The sequence below is a fragment of the Arthrobacter sp. NPDC058192 genome, from assembly GCF_042883665.1.
Lineage (GTDB): Bacteria > Actinomycetota > Actinomycetes > Actinomycetales > Micrococcaceae > Arthrobacter.
Genome location: NZ_JBHVVJ010000001.1, coordinates 232847 through 252470, shown reverse-complemented (window position 1 = coordinate 252470; position 19624 = coordinate 232847). Strand labels below are relative to the sequence as shown.

The following is a 19624-nucleotide window of genomic DNA, read 5'->3' as shown; positions in this document are numbered from 1 at the left end:
GGACGTCCCGGTGCTACTGTCGATCTTGCCAGCGGCGGGCAGCCCGACCCCGGGGAGGCTGCCCACCAGGCGCACCTGCAAGGCACATGCTGAAGTCTGGTCATCGTCGCATCCGCCCTGGCGTTCCCGTCTCGGTGAACCGGCTTCCGCAGCAAGGGAGTCGCAGCATGACTACATCCGACACTGCCCGGAAGTACCTGGCGCGGTCCATCGAGCTGGCCACGGCCAACGTCTCGAATGGCGGCGGCCCGTTCGGCGCAGTGCTGGTCACCGCGGACGGCCAAGCGTTCGACGGCGTCAACCGCGTCACCGCCACCAACGATCCCACCGCGCACGCCGAGGTCACGGCCATCCGGCGGGCGTGCAGCGAACTCGGCACCTTTGATCTGAGCGGAGCCACGCTCTACGCGAGCTGCGAGCCGTGCCCCATGTGCCTGGCATCGGCGCTGTGGGCACGGGTGGCGCGCGTGGTGTTCGCCGCGGACCGGCACGATGCCGCGTCCGCAGGGTTCGACGACGCCGTCTTCTATGGATACTTCGAAAATGACCAGCGCGAGGCGCTCATGCCGGTCGGCAGGCTGGAGCTGACAGGGCCCGAAGCCCTCGGGGTCCTGGATCCCTTCAACGCCTGGAACTCGCTCGAGTCCCGGACCAAGTACTAGCGCCGGGGACTGCGGCCATGGTGGATCTGCTCCAGCTCCCTGGCACCTGGCGGCCGGCCGAGTCCGGACAGCGCCAGGAGGCCTCATGGACCTGAACACCGTCGAAGAGGTGGTCCGCACCGCTGACCCGGCCCAGTGGCGCGAGGGCGACGCCTGGCTCGCCGGGGGAACCGTGCTTTTCTCTTACGGTGGCGCCGCGTTTGGAAAGGAGGCGCCGCGGCGTCTGCTGGACCTGGGCTCCGCGGACTGGGCACCCCTGGCGGTCTCGGCCGCGGGCATCGAGCTAGCGGCCACCTGCACCATCGCCCAGCTGTACGCGTTCCCGGACTCGGAAGCCGGCCGGGACCGGGCCGGGGAGTGGCCCGGGCTGGAGCTCGTCCGCCCCTGCTGCGACTCCTTCGTGGCATCGTTCAAGGTCTGGAACATGTCCACGGTGGGCGGGAACCTGTGCACCTCGCTGCCGGCCGGGCCCATGATCTCGCTCTGCGCCGCGCTCGACGGCACCGCCACCCTCCTGGGACCAAGCGGCGCCACCCGCACGATTCCCGTGCTGGATCTCGTCACGGGGGACGGGACCAACTGCCTCGTTCCCGGCGAGCTCATGCGCAGCGTGAACCTGCCGGCGTCGGCCCTGTCCTCCCGGGTGGCCTTCCGCCGGTTGTCGCTGAGTCATCTGGGCAGGTCGGCGGTGCTGCTGATCGGAAGGCTCGACGCCGACGCCAGCATGGTCCTGACCATCACCGCTGCCACGAAGCGCCCCGTGCAGCTGCGTCTGAAGTCCTCCCAGGCGGCGCTCGCCGACGCGCTCTCGGCGGCGCTGGACGCGGCCATCCCGGATCCGTTGTACCACGACGACGTCCATGGCCTGCCCGCCTGGCGCAAGGACATGACGTACCGGCTGGCCCAGGAAATCCGGGCTGAGCTGACCGCCCTGGCAGGCGCCGGTCCGGCACCCGTCTCCGGTGACTTCTGGCCGCCGCGGGCCTGGCCACCGGCCGCCCGTGCCGCGGAGGCCGGTGCGGCGGGGGTCCGTGCGGCGGAGGCCGGTGCCCGGACGCCATCTCCCCGACCGCCATCTCCCCGAACGAAGGGGCCTGAATGACCGTCGAGTTCAACGGTGCAATCGAGATCAACGGCGTCCCGGCGCAGGCCGAACCGCGGCCTGGGCAGTGCCTGCGGACGTTCCTGCGCGAGCAGGGGAATCTTGGCGTGAAGAAGGGCTGCGATGCCGGCGACTGCGGCGCGTGCACGGTGCACGTGGACGGCGTGCCGGTGCACAGCTGCATCTTCCCGGCCGTCCGCGCGGCGGGCCGGGCAGTCACCACGGTGGAGGGGCTGGCCAGCACCGCCGGCGGCGCCGAGCTTCACCCGATGCAGCAGCAGTTCCTGGACCGGCAGGGTTTCCAGTGCGGTTTCTGCACGGCCGGCATGGTGATGACCGCCGCGACCTTCGATGACGAGCAGCGGGCGAACCTGCCCCGCAACCTCAAGGGCAACCTGTGCCGGTGCACGGGGTACGCGGCGATCGAGGACGCCGTCCGCGGCGAGGAAGGGCATCCGGACGCCGCCGCGGCGGGACCCGGGGTCGCGGATGTTGGCCAGGCCGGTGCGCAGCCCGTTCCGCGCACCGGCCAGCTCGGCGACGACGTCCCCGCACCCGCCAGCCTCGCCGTCGTCACGGGACGAGCCCGCTACACCCTGGACGTCCCGGCCGGCGAACTCCCCGGGCTGCTGCACGTGAAGCTCCTGCGCTCTCCGCATGCCCACGCCCGGATCCGCTCGATCGACGCCGCGGCCGCATTGGCGGTTCCCGGCGTCGAGGCGGTCTTCACGCACGAGGACTCCCCGGCGCAGCTGTTCTCCACGGCCCAGCACGAACTCCATACGGACGACCCGGACGACACCCGGGTGTTCGACGACGTCGTGCGGTTCATCGGCCAGCGGGTCGCCGCCGTCGTCGCCGATACCGTGGCCGCGGCGGAAGCCGGCGCGCGTGCGTTAAGGGTCGACTACGAACTGCTGGACGCCGTCTTCACCCCGGAGAACGCCATGCTGTCCGGTGCCCCCGCCCTCCACGGGGACAAGGACGCCGTCACGGCCCGCATCAGCCGGCCGGAGCGGAACATCGTGGCGGAACTACATTCCGAACTCGGCGATGTGGCCGCCGGGTTCGCCGCGGCGGACTTCATCCACGAGCACACCTATCGGACCCAGCGTGTGCAGCACACCGCGCTCGAAACCCACGGGTCCATCGCCTCCTTCGACAGTGACGGGCGGCTGCAGATCCGCACCTCCAGCCAGGTCCCGTTCCTGGTGCGGCGGACCCTGGGCCGGGTCTTCGGCCTGCCGGAAGAGCAGATCCGTGTGGTCGCCGGCCGCGTGGGCGGCGGATTCGGCGGCAAGCAGGAGGTCCTCACCGAGGATGTCGTGGCGCTGGCCGCGCTGAAGCTCAACCGCCCTGTCCAGCTGGAATTCACCCGGACCGAACAGTTCACAGCCGCTACCACCCGGCACCCGTTCACCATCCACCTCAAGGCCGGCGCCAGCCGCGACGGCCGGCTGACCGCGCTCCAGCTGGAGGTACTCACGAACACCGGCGCCTACGGCAACCATGCGCCCGGGGTCATGTTCCACGGCTGCGGCGAGTCGCTGGGGGTCTACCGGTGCGAGAACAAGAAGGTGGACGCTCACGCCGTGTACACCAACACGGTGCCGGCCGGCGCCTTCCGCGGCTATGGACTGAGCCAGATGATCTTCGCCATCGAATCCGGCATCGATGAGCTCGCAACCGGGATCGGCATGGACCCCCTGGAATTCCGCCGGCGCAACATGGTCCGCGAGGGCGACAGCATGCTTTCCACCCGGGACGAGCCCCAGGAGGACGTCCACTACGGCAGCTACGGACTGGACCAGTGCACCAAGCTGGTAGAGGATGCCCTGGCCCGCGGCCTGGAACGCTGCCGCGCGGCGGGCCTCGACAGCCCGGGCCCGGACTGGGTCATCGGTGAGGGGACGGCCCTGTCCATGATCGACACCGTCCCGCCCCGCGGCCACTTTGCCCACTCCTGGCTCCGGCTCCTGCCGGACGGGACGTACGCCGCCGACGTCGGGACGGCCGAATTCGGCAACGGCACCACCACTGTCCACGCCCAGCTCGCGGCCACCGCACTGTCCACCACGGCGGGCCGGATCACGGTCCGCCAGTCGGATACGGACCTTGTGGTCCACGATTCCGGCGCGTTCGGATCTTCCGGCACGGTGGTGGCGGGCAAGGCGACCCTGGCTGCGGCCACGGACCTGGCCGTCCGGATCCGTGCGTTCGCCGCCGGCATCTGGCAGACCCAGGCCTCCGCGTGCATCCTGGAGGATGACGCGGTCATCTGCGACGGAACCCGGGTGCCGCTGGCGGAACTCTACGACGCCGCCCGGCAGGCCGGCGTCGAACTCGCCGCCGAGGGGCATTGGGGCGGCACGCCGCGTTCGGTCGCGTTCAACGTCCAGGGGTTCCGCGTGGCCGTCAATACCGGCACAGGGGAGCTGCGGATCCTGCAAAGCGTGCAGGCGGCCGACGCCGGCGTGGTGGTCAACCCGCGCCAGTGCCGCGGCCAGATCGAGGGCGGCATCGCGCAGGCCCTCGGCGCCGCGCTGTACGAGGAGGTCAGGGTGGACGACGCCGGCCGCGTCACCACGGACATCCTGCGGCAGTACCACATCCCCACCTTCGCGGACGTGCCGCGCAGTGAGGTGTACTTCGCCGACACCAGCGACAAGCTGGGACCCCTTGGGGCCAAATCCATGAGCGAAAGCCCGTTCAACCCGGTGGCCCCGGCGCTCGCCAACGCCATCCGGAACGCCACCGGCGTGAGGTTCTCCCAGCTGCCCATCACCCGCGACAGGATCTATCTGGGCCTGAAGGAAGCCGGCCTGACCCCTCCCGTCCAAAACAACAAAACGTGAATTTCACGGAGTAAGCGCAACTAAATGTGCCGGAGGTACCGCTCGGGGGAATCCAAGAACGACCTCCAGTTCGTGACCAGATCTAGGTCCTCCCAAACCTGCGGCCGCAGACCCCAGGGCCCGACTTCCAGGATCTGAGCGCCAGGCAGCGCGGCCAGAACCGGTGAGTGCGTGGACATGATGACCTGTGAGTCGCCGGTGGCCAGAAGTTCCTTCAGGACAGCAAGAAGGGTAAGGCACCCGGTGAAGGACAAAGCTGACTCCGGCTCGTCGAGCACCCACAGCCCGTGTCCTCGGAATCGGTCTACGGCCAACTGCAAAAACGACTCGCCGTGGGACATGTCGTGAAACGCGATATCACCGGACCTGCTGGGGTTTTTCTCGAGGTAGGTGAAGAACCGTGCATGGTTTCAGCCCGCAAAAAGTACCCTCGTCTGGTTGCTCCCGCATTCCTGACCAACTGCAGATGATTCGCGAGCACCGATTCGGTGGACCTCGTGGTGTGACGCGCGCCCGTTGATCCGCCCTCTGGGGACAAACCGTAAGCCAGAGCGATCGCTTCCACGAGGGTGGATTTCCCCGATCCGTTTTCACCGACGAGGACGGTTGCGGGCGTCAGATCAAGGCCTTGGTCGAGCACCTGGGCTATAGGCGGCAGTGCAGCCGGCCATTGACCCCGGTCCAATACATTCTTCGGATCCTCTGACAGCCGTCGGACGGGGTGGTGGTGGAGAGGCATACGCACATTGTTGCAGGCGTGCTCTAGGAGGGTCTTATAGTCGGATGATGGAAAAGCGAATCTTGGGCAAGACCGCACGCAACGTCTCTGTCGTTGGCCTGGGGACATGGCAGCTCGGCGCGGACTGGGGCAACGTGGACCAGGCAGCGGCTCGGGCCATCCTGGCGGCATCCGTGGAAGCGGGCGTCACGTTCTTCGACACCGCGGACGTCTATGGTGATGGTCGCAGCGAGCAGGCCATCGGAGCGTTCCTGGCGGATAACCCCGGCCTGGACATCACGGTGGCCACCAAGATGGGCCGCCGGGCGGAGCAGCGGCCGGAAAACTACAACCTTGCCAACTTCCGCGAGTGGACGGACCGGTCGCGGCGCAACCTGGGCGTCGAAGAGCTGGATCTGGTCCAGCTGCACTGCCCGCCGACCGCCGTCTACAGCAACGCCGAGGTCTACGACGCGCTGGACACACTCGTGGCCGAGGGGGCCATCCGGAACTACGGCGTCAGTGTCGAACGGACAGACGAAGCCCTCGAAGCCCTGCGCCACGAAGGCACGGCGACCGTGCAGATCATCCTCAACGCCTTCCGGCTCAAGCCGCTGGACGAGGTGCTGCCGGCGGCAGAGGCTGCCGGGGTGGGCATCATTGCCCGCGTTCCGCTCGCCTCGGGGCTGCTCTCCGGCAAGTACACGAAGGACACGTCCTTCGCGGAGAACGACCACCGGAACTTCAACCGCACCGGCTCAGCGTTCGACGTCGGAGAGACGTTCTCTGGCGTCGACTTCGGTCAGGGCCTCAAGGCGGTGGCCGAGTTCGAGGAGCTGGTGCCCGACGGCGTCAGCACCGCCCAGGCGGCCATCGCCTGGATTGCGGCGCAGGACGGGGTCAGCACGGTGATCCCCGGCGCGCGGAACGCGGACCAGGCGCGCTCCAACGCCGCCGCGGCTGCCGTCAACGGCATTGACGCAACGTTCGACGTCGGTGTCCGGGAGATCTACGACCGCTACTTCCGCGGGTCCGTCCACCCGCGCTGGTAGCTGCTCCTGAGGCTGGCCGCGGCTGCTTAGTCTTCCGGATACCAGACCCGGTTTCCGTCAACGCGGGCAAAGGAGGTCCGGGTGTGGGGTTTGGCGGACTTGTGCGTCATGATGTCCAGCACTTCGACGTTCCGGGCCAGGAGCGCGTCGCCGATCAGGGAGCGGTGGCACCGCCACGGGACGGCTTCCGCGCACATGATCGCCGCATTATTGGTCCGTCCGCGTTCTATCAGCTGGTCGATGGCCGCTGAGAATTCCTCGGTCTGCATATAGTCCGCATAGCCCCGGAACGACGCGTTCCGCCAGGCACCGTTCGGGCTGTCTTTTCGGGCATGCCGCAGGCCGCCGAGGGATTCCATCCGCCGGTAGGTGATCCCGCTGGCACGCAGGCTCGCCGCCAGGGCGTCCCCGTTGAACTGCGGGTTGTGCCGCGACTTCGGGACGGTGCGCACATCGATGAGCTTCTTGATGCCGTGGGCCTTCAGGATGCCGATGAATTCGTCTACGGGATGAGTGGAGTGCCCGATCGTGAAGATGGTCATGTCCGTCATGCCCCAATGCTAAAGGGGGCGGCAATGTTTAGGGGGCGGCCGCTATATTCTGATTGCCGTATGAGCTGCCAAGGAACGGGCGTCGCGTGACTTCATCCTCCATCAGTGACTTCATTGACCGGCTCGCTTCGGTGGAAACCGGGCCCCAGTGCAACAACTTCTTCAACCATGCCGTGCCGGGGAATGCGCAGCGCCGGCGGAACCTGGAAATCTACCTGCAGGAAATGCTGGACCGCTCCCCGCAGGTGCTGCTGGTGGGCGAAGCCCCCGGTTTCAGGGGCATGAGGATCACAGGGGTTCCGTTCACCAACCGCACCATTTTCGAAGGCCCGGCCAACAGGTTCGGGCTGTTCGGGCCGGGGAAGGGCTATGTGCTGCCGGCCGAGGCTGCGGGCGTCGCGTCCGAGCCGACGGCGACGGTGATGTGGGAGGTGCTGGCCGAGCTGGAATTCCTTCCCCTGCTGTGGAGCGCCTGCCCGTGGCATACCCATGCGCCAGGCCGGCCCATGTCCAACCGCACTCCGACATCCGCCGAAACAGCCCTCGGAACTCCGTTTTGGCAGTCGTTGACGGAGCTGTTTCCCATCGAGTCCGTGGTGGCGGTGGGTAACGTGGCGCACCGCAGCCTGCAGCGGAGCGGACTGGACGCGCCGAAGATCAGGCATCCCGCCCATGGCGGCCGCGCCAAATTCAAGCTCGGCCTGCAGGAGCTGTTTTTCCGCTCTGGCTAAACCAGCGCGGCTATATCAACGCGGGGTCAGCGGAGAAGGTCGAGCTGGTCCGGGGTGTCGAGGTCCTCGCCGCCGGAGAGGTCGCTGCAGTCCACCAGGTCGACCAGGTCCGGGCGGCCCTGCAGGAACACCCGTGCCCCGGCATCGCCCGTTGCCGCGTCTGCTGCTGCGGCGCGGAGGCTGGCATCCAGCAGCAGCGGGTGGCCGCGGCGCAGTTGTCCGTCCGGCTCCCGGTAGGCTGCCGCCGTCACGCGGCCCGGACGGTGGGCGTCGATGAGCCGCTCGACGGTCGCCGGCGTCAGGCCGGGCTGGTCCACCAGCGCGATGAGCACATGGTCCTCCGGGTCCGCCGCGGCAACACCGGCACGGAACGAACTCCCCATCCCGGTGGCCCAGTGCGGATTTTCGATGACCCGGTGCCGGCTGAGGTCGGTGGCGGCGCGGACCCGTTCCGCTTCCGCGCCGAGTACCGTCACCACTTCCCGGCAGCCGCCGGCGAGCAGTACGTCGGCGAGCACTTCGACCAGCGTATGGCCGTGGAACGGGAGCAGCGCCTTGGGCCCGAGTCCCAGCCGCGTCCCGGCACCCGCGGCAAGCAGCACCGCCGTCGTGCGTGGTGGTCCGCTGTCGCTCATGTGGCTGCCTCAGCTGCCGCGGTAGGTGGAGTACGCGAAGGGGCTCAGCAGGAGCGGCACGTGGTAGTGGGCCTGGGAACCGTCTACCGCGAAGGTGAGCGTGACTTCGGGAAAGAAGGTCTCGGTCCGGGCGGCCGCGTAATAGGCTCCGGTGTCGAAGCCCAGCCGGTACGTGCCGGAGGCCAGCCGGTCGGGACCCAGCGACTTGATGCGCCCGTCGTCGTCCGTGGCGCCGGCCGCGATCCTGACCCAACGTCCGCCGTCGTCGAGCATGTCCAGGGTGACGGCGACGCCCGCGGCGGGCTTACCGGAGCCGGTGTCCAGGACATGGGTGGTGACGTGGGATGTGCTCATGCGCCGATCAGTCCTTGGAGTCGGAGTACCGCGATTTCGCGCAGTTGCTGGCCGATGATCACTTGTTCCTCTTCGGGGGTGTGGGCGAGCCTGGTGTTGAGGGCGGCCAGGATCTCCTCCCGGCTGCGGCCGGCCGCGCGGATGAGGAACACCTGGCCGAACTTCTCCTCGTAGGCGCGGTTTCCCTCGGCGGTGGCTGCCGCGACCGCAGGGTCCGGAGCGCCGAGAGCTGCCTGCTCCGACTGGGAGAGCCTGGCCTCCTTACTGGTTCCTGCGGCTCGTTCGCCGATGCGGGGATGGTGGGCGAGAGCGGCCGCCACCTCGTCGCCGGTGAAGGGGTCCGCCGCGTGGACTGCCGCGTCCCGGAGGCTTCCGGGGCTGCCGTAGGGCCGGGAGTCGAGGATCTCGGCAATCCACCGCTCAATGTCCAGGCAAGGGCGCAATACCGCCGCAGCTTCCGCGCGGCCGGCCGCATTAAAGTCTTCCAACAACATGTGCCAGATCTTATGGGACAGTGCGGGCATCCACGGGCAGCGCTGGGGGCCTACTTGGAAAGGAACCGCAGCAGGATTTCGTTGATCTCGGCGGCGTGCGTCCACAGCAGGCCGTGCGGGGCGCCGTCGATTTCCACATACTCCGCGGCCGGCAGGGCCTTGGCGAAGCGTCGGCCAGCGACGTCGATCGGGAGGATGTTGTCCGCGGTCCCGTGCACGATCAGGGCCGGCACGTCGATCTTGGGGATGTCGGCGCGGAAATCGGTCAGCCAGGTCGGCTGCGCGGCCACCGAGGCCGTGGGCCCGCCGGAAACGGCGAGGTTCCAGCCGGCGCGCATGACTTCCTCGCTGAGCCGCGGGGTGCCGAGGAACGTGTCGCTGTTGTAGAAATTCTTGAAGAAGTCGGTGAAGAAGGCGTACCGGTCCGCCGTCACGGCGTCCAGCAGGCCGTCGAAGACCGGCTGCGGAACGCCCTCGGGGTTGTCCTCCGCCTGCAGCAGGTAGGGTTCCAGCGAGGCGAGAAATGCGGCCTTCGCCACGCGGGCGGAGCCGTAGGTTGCCAGGTAGCGGCCAACTTCGCCGGTGCCCATGGAGAAGCCCACTAAGACGGCGTCGTTGAGGTTCAGCGTCGTCAGGATGGCGTTCAGGTCCGCCGCGAAGGTGTCGTAGTCGTAGCCGTCGGTGGGCTTGCTGGACTTTCCGAAGCCGCGGCGGTCGTACGTGATGACCCTGTAGCCGGCGGACAGCAGCGCCGTGGTCTGCTTCTCCCAGGAGGAGCCGTCCAGGGGGTAGCCGTGAATCAGGACTACTGGCTGTCCGGACCCGTGGTCCTCGTAGTAGAGCTCGACGTCCGTGCTGTTTTCAGTTCCAACCTTGATGTAAGCCATGAAGCGTTCCTCTCGGTACGGCGGATCAGTTCGGGGTGAAGCCGGCGCGTGCTCCCGGATCAGGTCCCACGTAGGGAAGTAACGCCCGCTGCCGGCAGGGTGTTCCCGGACTGGTCCGGGCCAGATCGGGCCGCATCCACCATACGTTGCAGATTTTCCAGTTCGACGGCGGCCGGGGCGGGGGTAGCGCCTCAACAATCGCGCGGTGCGCCGCTACCCCCGCCCCGGAGTGTTGCCGGGCCCAGCCCCTCGACCACGTCAGCGGCCGCCGGATTCCATAGCCTCGCTTGCGAAGCCGGACTTGTAGCCGGACCCGAGTGAGATGTGCGCGGCACGTTCGCCGAGCACAGCCAGGGCCCTGGCCGAGCGATTGGGATACGGGGAACAGGCCAGCCGCAGCCAGGCGCCGTCGGAATAAGCATGGAACCGGTCCGGGCTGACGTGCAGCTCTTCCGCGGCAGCCAGGATCCGCGTGTGGGCAGCCAGATACCGGTCCGGCGAAATGCAGGGTATGCGGGCACTCAGTTCCAAGTGAACGTCCAGGTTCGCCAGATCCAGGGCGGCCTCGGCCTGGGCGGTATCGTCGAAATCCAGCAGGCCTAGCGGCGAGGGGCCGTCGGCGGCAAGGATTTGCTTGTCGTGGAGGTCCCCATGCGCCCAGACCAGCGGATCCGGCGCGGTCCGGAGCAGGTTCCGGATCACGTCGTCGGCCCGTGCGCTCAGGGTGGCGCGTTGGGATGCGGCTTCCGGGACGTCGTTATAGTGCCGCAGCCAGCGGTTCACCCAGCGCCGCAGATCGGCGACCTCCACCTCCGGGGAATGGACGGGCAGCGCGGCCAGGGCTGCGTGCCCGGCGGAGCTACCCACCTGGGCGGTCCAGGCGTGCTGCCATCTCTCCCACAGTCGGTCGAACTCTTCATCACTGAGACCCGCGGTGTCGTCGCCCAGATACCCCAGGGGCTGGCCGGGAACGGCGCTAAAGACGATGACGTCCGGAGAGTTCCGCAGAACCCTGGGTGCGGTGAAAGTCCCGGGGGCGAGGAGGATCTCGGTCTGCGCGCAGCGTTCCGCGGGCACGATTGCACCGCCGGGCGGGAAGACCTTGATATAGCCAGCATCGGTCCGGACGACGGCGCGCATGTGCGGCCGGTAGGAGACCAGCTCCCCGCGCCGGGATTCGGCCCGCAGGGACGGAAGCCCTGGATCGTCCTCGGACAACAGCTCGAACGCTCCGCCACGCAGCATGCCTCCCCGGACGCCGGCCTGCCCCGGCGCCACGACCTCCAAGATGTAGTCGCCTGCCGTGCTGTCCGGCCACACCCGGTGGATACGCCAGGTTTGCCCGCAAGAGTCGACGGCGGAACGCGGGACCCGCGGGTGCCAGCTCATGCGATCAACTCCAGGGCTCGGTGGATAGGGCCGACAGCCAGAACGACGTCGGCGTGGAGACAACCGGGCTGGACAAGCCCGCGTTGTCCCTGCAGGACGCTGCTCATGTCGGCACCTTAAACAGTTCGCCGGGTTCTCCGCTCTGCTGCCGATGGACCCAGCCCGCAAAGCGGGAGCCCGGAGCGGCCAGCAATGACTGCGGCGGCCCATCTTCGAGGATTTCGCCGTCTTCGAGCCACACCACCCGGTCGCACGATTGGGCCGAGTTGACATCATGGGTAATCGTGATGGAGGTCCGGCCCTCCGTGAGTGTGTCCAGGGCATCGAGGACCGAATCGCGGGAGGCCGGATCAAGCCCGGCCGTCGCCTCGTCCAGGATCACGATGGGGGCCTTGCGGAGCATGGCGCGGGCTACGGCCAGCCGTTGACGCTGGCCCCCGGAAAGATCATTGGCCGCCTCGCCGAGGACAGTTTCGTAGCCCTCGGGCAGTGCGCGGATGAAACCGTCGGCCTGGGCAAGGGCTGCCACGGCTTCGATCTCCTCATCGGTGGCATCGAGGCGGCCGAACCGGATGTTCTCCCGGACCGAAGTTCCGAACAGCACGGAGTCTTGGAGCAGGATTGAGACGTGTGCGCGCACGGAAGCGATCGTCAGATCCCGCAGGTCCTCCCCGCCGAGGCTGACGCTCCCCTCCCAGGGGTCCACCATCCGAAGGATCATGGACGCCAGCGTGGACTTCCCGGCCCCGGAGGGCCCCAGCACGGCGCAGTGTTGACCCGCGGGTATGGTCAGGGTGATCCCCTTGAGCACCGAAGCCCCGTCGAAGTGGCCGGCCCAGACGTTGTCGAACACGATGTCCGGGTGCGGGCTCTTGAGCGCGACGGCGTGCGGTGACTCGGGGACATCACTCTGGGCCTCGAGCAGGTCCGCCACCCGTTCCCCGGAGGCCGTCGCGCGGGCGATGCGGCTGGTGTACCTGGCCACATCCTTGAGCGGCCTCATCCCGGTTTTCAGGTAAAACAGGAAAACGGTCAGATCTCCGGGGGTCATCGCATGTTGCATCACCCTCCATCCACCGGCAGCCAGGACAACCCCCGTCGCGATTCCGGTCAGGACATCGGTTTTCCGTTGCAGGCTGGCGGTCAACCGTAACGTGGCCACCCCGGAGCCAAGCGCTGCCTGGTTGCTCTTGCCGAAGCCCGAGCTGAGGGTGTCTTCGAGTCCGTACGCCTGGACTTCACGTATTGCTCCCAGGGTCTGTGCGGCTGTGGTGGCAAGGGCGCTTTCGCCCTTGCGTGATTTGCGGGCAGCGGTGGTAATCGATCCCGAGCTCTTACGGGACAAGACAATGAATATCCCGATGGACAGGAACGTCACCAGAGCGATAAAGGGATCGAGCCAAAGCATGATGATCATCATCGCGACCAGGGACACGATGTTGCCGATGAGCGGGAGCCCCGCGGTGATGGCCACGTCCTGCAGCCGGGACACGTCCCCGACGAGCCGTTGGACCGTGTCGCCGGTGGAGGCGCGGCTGTGGTGGCGCATCGACAGGCTCTGGAGGTGGCGGAAGGTCCGGGCGCGCAATTCGGAGGAAACGCGGGTACCCACGAGGGCAAACGAGATCGCGGACAGGTAGCTTGCCACGGCCCGGATCAGGCTGATGACAACTATTGCGCCGGCGCAGAGAAGCAGCACCTCGGCGCTTGCCTCCACGCTGAGCGGGGACTTGCGCAGATGGGCGCCGAGTGAGTGTGAGACGGAGTCGAGGACGATCTTCACCGGCCACGGTTCAAGTAGCCGGAAGAGGATTTCCACGGCCATGGCAATGAATCCCCAGGTGATGAGCAGCCTGTGCCCGCGCAGATGCGGGCGGATGCACCGCAGGGTCCGGCGCATCGGAGTGGGTTCGGCCGGTGCGGTGGCTCCGATCCTTCCCCACAGTGTTCGCCAGCCACGGGGGCTCGAATGCCTGGCAGCGGTGCTCATTTCGTTGCCAGTCTGCGTGCCGGCGGTAGCGCCTCGGTGATCCGGGACAGCACACCGCTCCAGCTGAACCGTTGCACGGCGTCGCTGCGGGCCTCGAGCCCCAGCCTGTCCCGCAGGTTCGGGTCTTCGCCGAGCCGGATGAGGGCGTCCGCGAGTGCGGCGGGGTTCCCGGGCGCGACGAGGATGCCGGTGCGGCCGTCCTGGATGATGGACGGGATCTGGCCCACGGCGCTTGCGATCACGGGCAGCGCGGCCGCCATGTACTCAAAGACCTTCAACGGAGAGAAGTAATCGTCCTGGCCGGGTGCGTCCGGGGGATAGGGGGCGGCGGCGGCGTCGAATTCTGCCAGGAGGCCGGGCACGGCTGCCGGCGCAACGGCGCCGGTGAACACCGTCGGCACGCCGAGGGACTCGGCGAGGCGTTCGAGGTCCTTCCGGCCGGGCCCATCACCCACCACCTGGACCTGCCAGCGCAGGCTAGGGTCGGCGGTCTGCTGGTTGGCGAGCGCGACGCCGTGCAACAGGGCGGGAACACCGTGCCAGGGCTTCAGGGTTCCGACAAACCCGACCGTGAGGTGGTCCGGATTCCGGCGGCCGGGGCGGCGGCCCGGGATTCGGTCGACGTTCACGCCGTTCTGTGCCAGCACGGTCCTGGCGGTCGGCACCCGCGCCCGCACCCAGCGCACCACGGGATCGGAGACGCAAGCCACGACGTCGGCCGTGGCGGCGTTGCGGCGGAACACCGTCTCAGCCTTCTTCACATCCAGCAACTGGCGGTACCGCTGTTGCTCTTCGATGAGCGGAGCATTCACCTCAAGCACCGACGGCACGTCCAGAATCCGGGCCACCACTGACAGGGCCGGGCTGAACAGCGAATAGCGCTCGTAGAACAGCCCGCAGCCGTTGCGCAGGACCTCGTCCGCCAGGCCCAGCGCGGCGTCCTGGACCGCCCGTTCCCGCGCGGGGCCGGGGACGGGTTCCGGATTGACTTCGACGACGTCGAGATCGGCAAGATCGCTGGGCCGCTCGGTCCCGAGCCGGGTGCAGTAGACCGTCACGGCGGCGCCGGTCTCGCGCCACGCCCGGACGATTTCCTGGACGTGCACCGAGGAGCCCTTGGTGCCGAAAACGGGCACGCCGGGGTCGGCGCAGAGGTAGGCCACGCGTGTCATGCGACTCTCCTTTCCGGTCGGGAGAGGGACCTCAGGAGCTCGGCCTGGCGGTGGACGTCGTAGTTCTCTTCGATCACGGCGCGGGCATTGCGGGACACGGCTGCCCGGTCGATGGCGGGGGAGCCGAGCGTGCGGATGCCGCGCGCGAGGGCGTGCGAGTTGCCGGGCCGGACCAGGACCCCGGTGGAGCCGTTCCGGACCACCTCGGGGATCCCGGTGACGGACGTGCTGACGCAGGGGACGCCGGTGGCCATGGCCTCAAGCAGGACCGTGGGCATGCCGTCCGCGTTGCCGTCGGCGCCCACCACGCAGGGTGCCACGAAGATATCGGCGGACTGGAGCAGCTCGTGGACCTGGTCCTGGGTCTGGGGGCCGAGGAGGCGGACGTACCCGCCGAGTCGGAGCTGGCCGATGCTGGCTTCCAGCTCCTCGGCCATGAGCCCGGTCCCGGCGATCCGGAGGTCCATTTTGACCCCCTGGTCCAGCAGTTCGGCGGCTGCGGGCAGCAGATGCTGGAAGCCTTTCTTTTCCACCAGGCGGCCGATGGCCGCGATCCGCAGGGTCGGTCCGAGCGGGCGGGGCTCCCGGTAAGGGAAGCGCTCCAGCTCCAGGCCGTTGCGCACCAGGTGGAGCCGTGACGTCGAGCCCGGGAAGCGGCGGCGCAGGTAGCGCATGTTGTACTGGCTGATGGTCACGGCGTGGTGGGCCTGCTCGAGCTTGAGCCGCAGATCCTCGTCCTGGACCGATTCATGGAAGATGTCCACCGCGTGGGCCGTAAACGAGAAGGGGATGCCGGTAATGAAGGACGCCAGCCGGGCGACCGTCGTGGCGCCCGAGGCGAAGTGGACGTGCATGTGCCGGATGTTGCGGCCCTGCAAAGCGGTGGCCAGGTTGATGGCCTGGACGGCTTCGTCCGCCGTGGCGGCGGCGAGTTCGGCGAAATTCCGGCCCAGGGCGGCCGTGAGCCCCGCCTCCTCGGCCAGCCGAAGTGACTCCCACAGGGCGATCGTCTTGATGGGGCGGTCAATGTAGGTCACCGGGGCCTGGACCCGGGCGAGCTCGGGGTGGAACCGGGCGTCGTCCGTGGGCAGGAGGGAGAATATCTCGATCCGGTCGCCCGCCGCCTCGCGGGCCAGGATCTCCGAGACAATGAACGTCTCGGAGAAACGCGGGTACATCTTCAGGACGTAGGCTGTCCCCGGTTCAGACGGCGACACGGCTGGCACCTTCCTTGGTCCCTACGGTTGCCGCGCGCTCACGACGAGTGCCGGACTGATCGGCACCGGACCGCTCGGCATCGGCCAGCGGCTGCAGCAGCTCGGCGGCCAGTTGGGGAACGCGGACCAGCCCGTCCAGCACTGCGCGACGGCGGTCCACAGCGGTGCCGAACCGCGAGGCCAGCCAGTCCGCCAGGAACTCCGGCGTCAGTGTGCCGACGTCGTGCTCCTCCAGATACCCCGCCGCCGCCAGGGACGCGGCCCGGATCCGCTGCTCGGCCCGCGACTGCGTGCGGGGCACAATCAGCGCGGGGACATGGGTGCCCATGATCTCGCACACCGTGTTGTAGCCGCCCATGGAGACGACGGCGCCTGCGTGCCGGAGGTGGAACACGATGTCGTCCACCGAGGCCACGACCTTGACGCCGGGGCGGGCCCGCCGCTGGAGGTCCTCGAGTTGCCCGGCGGGCATCTGCGGGCCGGCGACCACCAGGTGCCCCAGGCCGTTCGGGACCGGCGCGACGACGGCGACGCTGGCCAGGGCATAGCCGTCCGAACCGCCGCCGACCGTGGTCAGGCAGTAGGGGCCGGGCATGCAGCTGGTCCCCGAGGCCGAGAGCCTCCCCTCGGCGAGATAGCCCGTGTAGCGGATGAGCTTGCGGAGGGCGAAGGGTATTTCACCGGCGGCCACGGGATCGTAGACGGCGGGATCGCCGTAGACCCAGATGGCGTCGAACAGGGACTTGACCACCCGGGGACCGCCCACCCGCGCCCATTCGGCAAGGGCAGCGGCGGGGGAGTCCAGGACCTCACGGAGGCCGAGCACCACCCGCACGGGCCCGGCGGTACGGGCGCGCCGCAAGGCTCTTTCGAGTTCGCCGTGCACGCCCGTGGCGTGGCGGTCCACGATCACCAGGTGGGGGCGGAAGCCCGCCAGCGTTGCCTGCAGCAGCCTGGCCCGAAGAGGCACGAACTCCTGCATGGACAGCGCTAAATTCCGGGGCAGATAGCCGTCAGCGCTCTTCGCCACGCCCGGCAGGAGCACCCAGTCCCATCCCTCGGGCAACTGGAACGCCGGTGCCAGGGCTGTGCCCGTGATGAGGATCCCGGTGACCGGGCGGTCGACAAGCCCCGGCAGCTGATTGCTCAGGGCATGGGCCAGCGCCAAGTTCCGGCGCACATGTCCCAGCCCTACCGAATCATGTGAATACAGCACGATCCGCATTGGCTCCACAGCAAATCCTCCCGGCCCCCCGGTGCCCCGGAGACGCGTGCGATCGCACTGTTCCGGTGCCGGCGCTGACTGATGACACTAACCAGACTGCTCCCCAAGAGTGAGGGCGGGATGAGGGGAAGATTAAGGATTTCTCATCCAAGACACAGCAAACGTTCAGGGTCAGACGCGGACGCTGACGGACTGCAGCGGAATGCGGATCAGGAAGGTGGCGCCGTGGCCGTACGCCGAGTCCACGGTGGCTATGCCGCCGTGCGCCTGAGCGATGGCCGCGACGATTGCCAGGCCCAGCCCTGAGCCCTCCTCGCCGCGGCCGGGGCGCGCCCGGCCGAACCGTTCGAAAATGCGCTGCTGGTCCTCGGCCGCGATGCCGATGCCGTCGTCGCGCACCCACAGCAGGAGCGTGTCCGACGCCGGCACCGGGGTGCCGTCGGCCGCCGTCGGACCTTCGATCCTGGAGCCGAGCGCAATCGTGGAGGACGGATCGGTGTACTTGACGGCGTTCGCGGCGAGCTGGACCAGGGCCTGGGTGAGGCGCTGCGGGTCCGCGTCCACCACGAAATCGGCTTTTTCATCGATCTTCCAATGGCGGTCGGCCAGGACGTGCACTTTCTCCATCACCTGGTCCAGAAGCTCCGGGATCCGGACGGGCTCGCGCCGGATGAAGCCGGGGTCGCCGGAGTTGGCCAGCAGCAGGAGGTCGTCCACAAGGCGCTGCATCCGGTCCACCTCGTCCAGCAGCACCTCCCGTGTGGCAATGACGTCCTCCGGGTCATCGACCGTCTCCAGTTCGAGGTGCCCGCGGAGGATGGTCAGCGGGGTCCTCAGCTCATGCCCGGCGTCGTCCAGGAACTGCTGTTGCTGCTGCGCGCCCTCGTCCAGCCGTTCCAGCATGGTGTTGAAGGTCTTGGCGAGCAGGGTGACGTCATCCTCGCCCTTCCTCACCTTCACGCGCTGCGTCAGGTCCTCCGGGCTCACCGCACTGGAAGCCTCGCGCAGCCGGCGGAGCGGATTGAGCAACCGGCCGGCCACGATGCCGCCAATCACCGCGGCCGCCAGGAGCGTGCCGAGGGCCACCAGCGAATACGTCCGCACGGCGCCGATGTTGTGCTCGCGCTGATCGCCCGCGTCCCTGCCGACCAGGAGGAAAGTCCCGGCGGCGTCGGTGGTCCCCTTCAGGGGTACCACGACCGCCCGCAGAGGGCTGCCGGCGGCGTCGAGCTCGCCGAAAGCCGCGCCGGCCGCATCCCGCATCCCGGCGGCGTCGGCGAACATTGCATCGTTCAAGAGCGTCCTGTGCCGGTTGCCTTCGACGGTCCATGCCACGCGCCCGTCCACGATTCCGGCCATGACCTCGTTGCTGCGCGGCTCGAGATCTTCCGCGGCCTCGTGGAGGGCGCTGCTGGGGGTCCTTTCGGCGGAGTCCCCGGACGCCTTCTTGCCGGTCTGGACGAGCTTGACCACCGCTTTGGCCCGGTCCAGAAGCGCCTGGTCAAACCTGGCATCGGACTCCTGGAACTGGACCACGAAGGTCACCAGTCCCGCGGTGACGAGCCCGGCAAGCATCATCACCAGCATGGCCGCCACCACCCGGAACCGCACCGAGTGGACTTTCGCGCCCCAGCCGGCCGGGTCCTGGGTGCCCGCCGCGGCGGAGGTTCCGGCCGGAGCGGACTGGCCTTCCCCACCGGGCCGTTCGTCCGAGGTGGGCACCATGTCTCCTTTCCGGCGGAGGGCTGTTGCTTTGCCAGTACCTGCCGACGCCTAGCCGAGGCGGTAGCCGGCGCCGCGCGTGGTGAGGATGCGGTCCGCGCCGATCTTCAGCCGCAACTGGCGCACGTACACGTCCACCACGTTGGACGTGCCGTCGAAGTCGTAGCCCCAGACGTGGCTGAGCAGCTGCTGGCGGCTCAGGACCTGTCCGGGATGCAGCAGGAACATTTCCACCAGGGCGAATTCGCGTGCGGAGAGCTCCACCATCCGGCCGTCGACGCTGACGGTGCGGGTGAGCAGGTTCAACTCCAAGGGGCCGTAGCGCATGACGCTGCCGGCGAGCACATCTCCGGTGTCCCCTTTGCGGACCCGGGCCCGGATGCGGGCCACGAGTTCCTCAAAACGGAACGGCTTGACGATATAGTCGTCGGCGCCGCCCTCCAGGGCCGCGACGGTGTCGGCGGAGGAGGAGCGGGCCGTGAGGAAGATGACCGGGATGCCCACCTGGCCGTGGCGCAGCGCAGCCAGCACAGCGAAACCGTCCAGGCGGGGGAGTCCGATGTCGAGGAGCAGAAGATCGAATTCGCCGCTGGAGCCGTAGTCCACCGCGGTGACGCCGTCGGCGACCACAGTCGGGGCGAAGCCGGCGGCGCGCAAACCCTTTTCGATGAAGCGGGAGATGCGTTCTTCGTCTTCTGCAATCAGGATGCGGATCAAGGTGACTCCCTGGAAAAGCCCAGTGGTGGGGCATCTCCGGTAGGTGAGCCGGGCGGGACGCCGAGGCCCCAGCAGCCCCGATCGGCCCCAAAATCCCCGGCAGCTGCGGGCCCCGTGGTGTGGGCCCGTAAAAATCGGCGGGCGGTATCCC

The 19624-nt window shown here is 68.4% G+C and carries 17 protein-coding genes and 1 pseudogene; 5 read left to right on the top strand and 13 right to left on the bottom strand.

Annotated elements, in window-relative coordinates; all coding sequences use genetic code 11:
* Nucleotides 1-167: 167 nt before the first annotated feature.
* The 3 genes from ACFVVK_RS01215 to ACFVVK_RS01205 all read left to right on the top strand — a co-directional run bounded on the left by ACFVVK_RS01215 (nucleotide 168) and on the right by ACFVVK_RS01205 (nucleotide 4619).
* Nucleotides 168-662: a nucleoside deaminase gene (locus ACFVVK_RS01215; protein ID WP_390262269.1), complete on the top strand. Its 495-nt coding sequence runs from the start codon at nucleotides 168-170 to the stop codon at nucleotides 660-662.
* A gap of 85 nt (nucleotides 663-747) precedes the next feature.
* The gene (locus tag ACFVVK_RS01210) at nucleotides 748-1764 is read left to right on the top strand and encodes an FAD binding domain-containing protein (RefSeq protein ID WP_390262266.1); all 1017 of its coding nucleotides are present in this window, start codon (nucleotides 748-750) and stop codon (nucleotides 1762-1764) included.
* Nucleotides 1761-4619, top strand: a complete 2859-nt coding sequence (locus ACFVVK_RS01205; RefSeq protein WP_390262263.1) for a molybdopterin-dependent oxidoreductase — start codon at nucleotides 1761-1763, stop codon at nucleotides 4617-4619. Before ACFVVK_RS01210 ends, ACFVVK_RS01205 begins: the two co-directional genes overlap by 4 nt.
* Nucleotides 4620-4639: 20 nt before the next feature.
* Here the strand turns inward: ACFVVK_RS01205 and ACFVVK_RS01200 are convergent.
* Nucleotides 4640-5358, bottom strand: a pseudogene (locus tag ACFVVK_RS01200) (ATP-binding cassette domain-containing protein).
* A 47-nt stretch (nucleotides 5359-5405) separates the two neighbouring features.
* Here ACFVVK_RS01200 and ACFVVK_RS01195 point away from each other — a divergent pair.
* Entirely contained in the window at nucleotides 5406-6389 is a 984-nt protein-coding gene (locus ACFVVK_RS01195; RefSeq protein ID WP_390262261.1) for an aldo/keto reductase, read from the top strand.
* Nucleotides 6390-6415: 26 nt separating this feature from the next.
* On the opposite strand, the gene ACFVVK_RS01190 is transcribed toward ACFVVK_RS01195, so the two are convergent.
* Nucleotides 6416-6940 carry a DUF488 family protein gene (locus ACFVVK_RS01190; RefSeq protein ID WP_390262258.1) on the bottom strand — a complete coding sequence of 175 codons (525 nt, stop codon included), beginning with the start codon at nucleotides 6938-6940 and terminating at the stop codon, nucleotides 6416-6418.
* Nucleotides 6941-7026: 86 nt separating this feature from the next.
* On the opposite strand from ACFVVK_RS01190, the gene ACFVVK_RS01185 reads away from it, so the two are divergent.
* Entirely contained in the window at nucleotides 7027-7671 is a 645-nt protein-coding gene (locus tag ACFVVK_RS01185) for a uracil-DNA glycosylase (RefSeq protein WP_390262256.1), read from the top strand.
* 26 nt (nucleotides 7672-7697) lie between these two features.
* On the opposite strand, the gene nboR is transcribed toward ACFVVK_RS01185, so the two are convergent.
* From nboR to ACFVVK_RS01130, 11 genes are all read right to left on the bottom strand, one after another.
* A complete protein-coding gene (gene nboR / locus ACFVVK_RS01180; RefSeq protein ID WP_390262253.1) occupies nucleotides 7698-8306 on the bottom strand; it encodes a nicotine blue oxidoreductase in 609 nt (202 codons plus the stop codon).
* Between the two features lie 9 nt (nucleotides 8307-8315).
* Complete coding sequence (gene uraH, locus ACFVVK_RS01175) at nucleotides 8316-8660, bottom strand: hydroxyisourate hydrolase (protein WP_390262251.1); 345 nt, start codon at nucleotides 8658-8660, stop codon at nucleotides 8316-8318.
* Nucleotides 8657-9154: a 2-oxo-4-hydroxy-4-carboxy-5-ureidoimidazoline decarboxylase gene (uraD, locus tag ACFVVK_RS01170; RefSeq protein ID WP_390262248.1), complete on the bottom strand. Its 498-nt coding sequence runs from the start codon at nucleotides 9152-9154 to the stop codon at nucleotides 8657-8659. Before uraD ends, uraH begins: the two co-directional genes overlap by 4 nt.
* Before the next feature lie 50 nt (nucleotides 9155-9204).
* Nucleotides 9205-10041, bottom strand: coding sequence for an alpha/beta fold hydrolase (locus tag ACFVVK_RS01165; protein WP_390262245.1), 837 nt, complete (start codon nucleotides 10039-10041; stop codon nucleotides 9205-9207).
* Nucleotides 10042-10299: 258 nt separating this feature from the next.
* Nucleotides 10300-11430, bottom strand: a complete 1131-nt coding sequence (locus ACFVVK_RS01160) for a phosphotransferase (protein WP_390262242.1) — start codon at nucleotides 11428-11430, stop codon at nucleotides 10300-10302.
* A gap of 103 nt (nucleotides 11431-11533) precedes the next feature.
* Complete coding sequence (locus ACFVVK_RS01155; protein ID WP_390262240.1) at nucleotides 11534-13420, bottom strand: ABC transporter ATP-binding protein; 1887 nt, start codon at nucleotides 13418-13420, stop codon at nucleotides 11534-11536.
* Nucleotides 13417-14592, bottom strand: a complete 1176-nt coding sequence (locus ACFVVK_RS01150) for a glycosyltransferase family 4 protein (protein WP_390262237.1) — start codon at nucleotides 14590-14592, stop codon at nucleotides 13417-13419. The genes ACFVVK_RS01155 and ACFVVK_RS01150 overlap by 4 nt, the downstream gene beginning before the upstream one ends.
* Nucleotides 14589-15809, bottom strand: a complete 1221-nt coding sequence (locus ACFVVK_RS01145) for a glycosyltransferase (protein ID WP_390262235.1) — start codon at nucleotides 15807-15809, stop codon at nucleotides 14589-14591. Before ACFVVK_RS01145 ends, ACFVVK_RS01150 begins: the two co-directional genes overlap by 4 nt.
* A complete protein-coding gene (locus tag ACFVVK_RS01140; protein WP_390262774.1) occupies nucleotides 15796-17034 on the bottom strand; it encodes a glycosyltransferase family protein in 1239 nt (412 codons plus the stop codon). The genes ACFVVK_RS01145 and ACFVVK_RS01140 overlap by 14 nt, the downstream gene beginning before the upstream one ends.
* A gap of 171 nt (nucleotides 17035-17205) precedes the next feature.
* Nucleotides 17206-18759 carry a sensor histidine kinase gene (locus tag ACFVVK_RS01135; RefSeq protein WP_390262232.1) on the bottom strand — a complete coding sequence of 518 codons (1554 nt, stop codon included), beginning with the start codon at nucleotides 18757-18759 and terminating at the stop codon, nucleotides 17206-17208.
* A gap of 48 nt (nucleotides 18760-18807) precedes the next feature.
* Nucleotides 18808-19473, bottom strand: coding sequence for a response regulator transcription factor (locus tag ACFVVK_RS01130; RefSeq protein WP_390262229.1), 666 nt, complete (start codon nucleotides 19471-19473; stop codon nucleotides 18808-18810).
* Nucleotides 19474-19624 lie beyond the last annotated feature (151 nt).

What these genes read in the sequence shown, in the direction of transcription:
- ACFVVK_RS01155 (WP_390262240.1), bottom strand. Translation starts at nt 13,420, where the DNA reads ATGAGCACCGCTGCCAGGCATTCGAGCCCCCGTGGCTGGCGAACACTG.
- ACFVVK_RS01160 (WP_390262242.1), bottom strand. Translation starts at nt 11,430, where the DNA reads ATGAGCTGGCACCCGCGGGTCCCGCGTTCCGCCGTCGACTCTTGCGGG.
- ACFVVK_RS01140 (WP_390262774.1), bottom strand. Translation starts at nt 17,034, where the DNA reads ATGCGGATCGTGCTGTATTCACATGATTCGGTAGGGCTGGGACATGTG.
- uraD (WP_390262248.1), bottom strand. Translation starts at nt 9,154, where the DNA reads ATGTTGTTGGAAGACTTTAATGCGGCCGGCCGCGCGGAAGCTGCGGCG.
- ACFVVK_RS01195 (WP_390262261.1), top strand. Translation starts at nt 5,406, where the DNA reads ATGGAAAAGCGAATCTTGGGCAAGACCGCACGCAACGTCTCTGTCGTT.
- ACFVVK_RS01135 (WP_390262232.1), bottom strand. Translation starts at nt 18,759, where the DNA reads ATGGTGCCCACCTCGGACGAACGGCCCGGTGGGGAAGGCCAGTCCGCT.
- ACFVVK_RS01205 (WP_390262263.1), top strand. Translation starts at nt 1,761, where the DNA reads ATGACCGTCGAGTTCAACGGTGCAATCGAGATCAACGGCGTCCCGGCG.
- ACFVVK_RS01190 (WP_390262258.1), bottom strand. Translation starts at nt 6,940, where the DNA reads ATGACGGACATGACCATCTTCACGATCGGGCACTCCACTCATCCCGTA.
- ACFVVK_RS01165 (WP_390262245.1), bottom strand. Translation starts at nt 10,041, where the DNA reads ATGGCTTACATCAAGGTTGGAACTGAAAACAGCACGGACGTCGAGCTC.
- ACFVVK_RS01150 (WP_390262237.1), bottom strand. Translation starts at nt 14,592, where the DNA reads ATGACACGCGTGGCCTACCTCTGCGCCGACCCCGGCGTGCCCGTTTTC.
- ACFVVK_RS01210 (WP_390262266.1), top strand. Translation starts at nt 748, where the DNA reads ATGGACCTGAACACCGTCGAAGAGGTGGTCCGCACCGCTGACCCGGCC.
- nboR (WP_390262253.1), bottom strand. Translation starts at nt 8,306, where the DNA reads ATGAGCGACAGCGGACCACCACGCACGACGGCGGTGCTGCTTGCCGCG.
- ACFVVK_RS01215 (WP_390262269.1), top strand. Translation starts at nt 168, where the DNA reads ATGACTACATCCGACACTGCCCGGAAGTACCTGGCGCGGTCCATCGAG.
- uraH (WP_390262251.1), bottom strand. Translation starts at nt 8,660, where the DNA reads ATGAGCACATCCCACGTCACCACCCATGTCCTGGACACCGGCTCCGGT.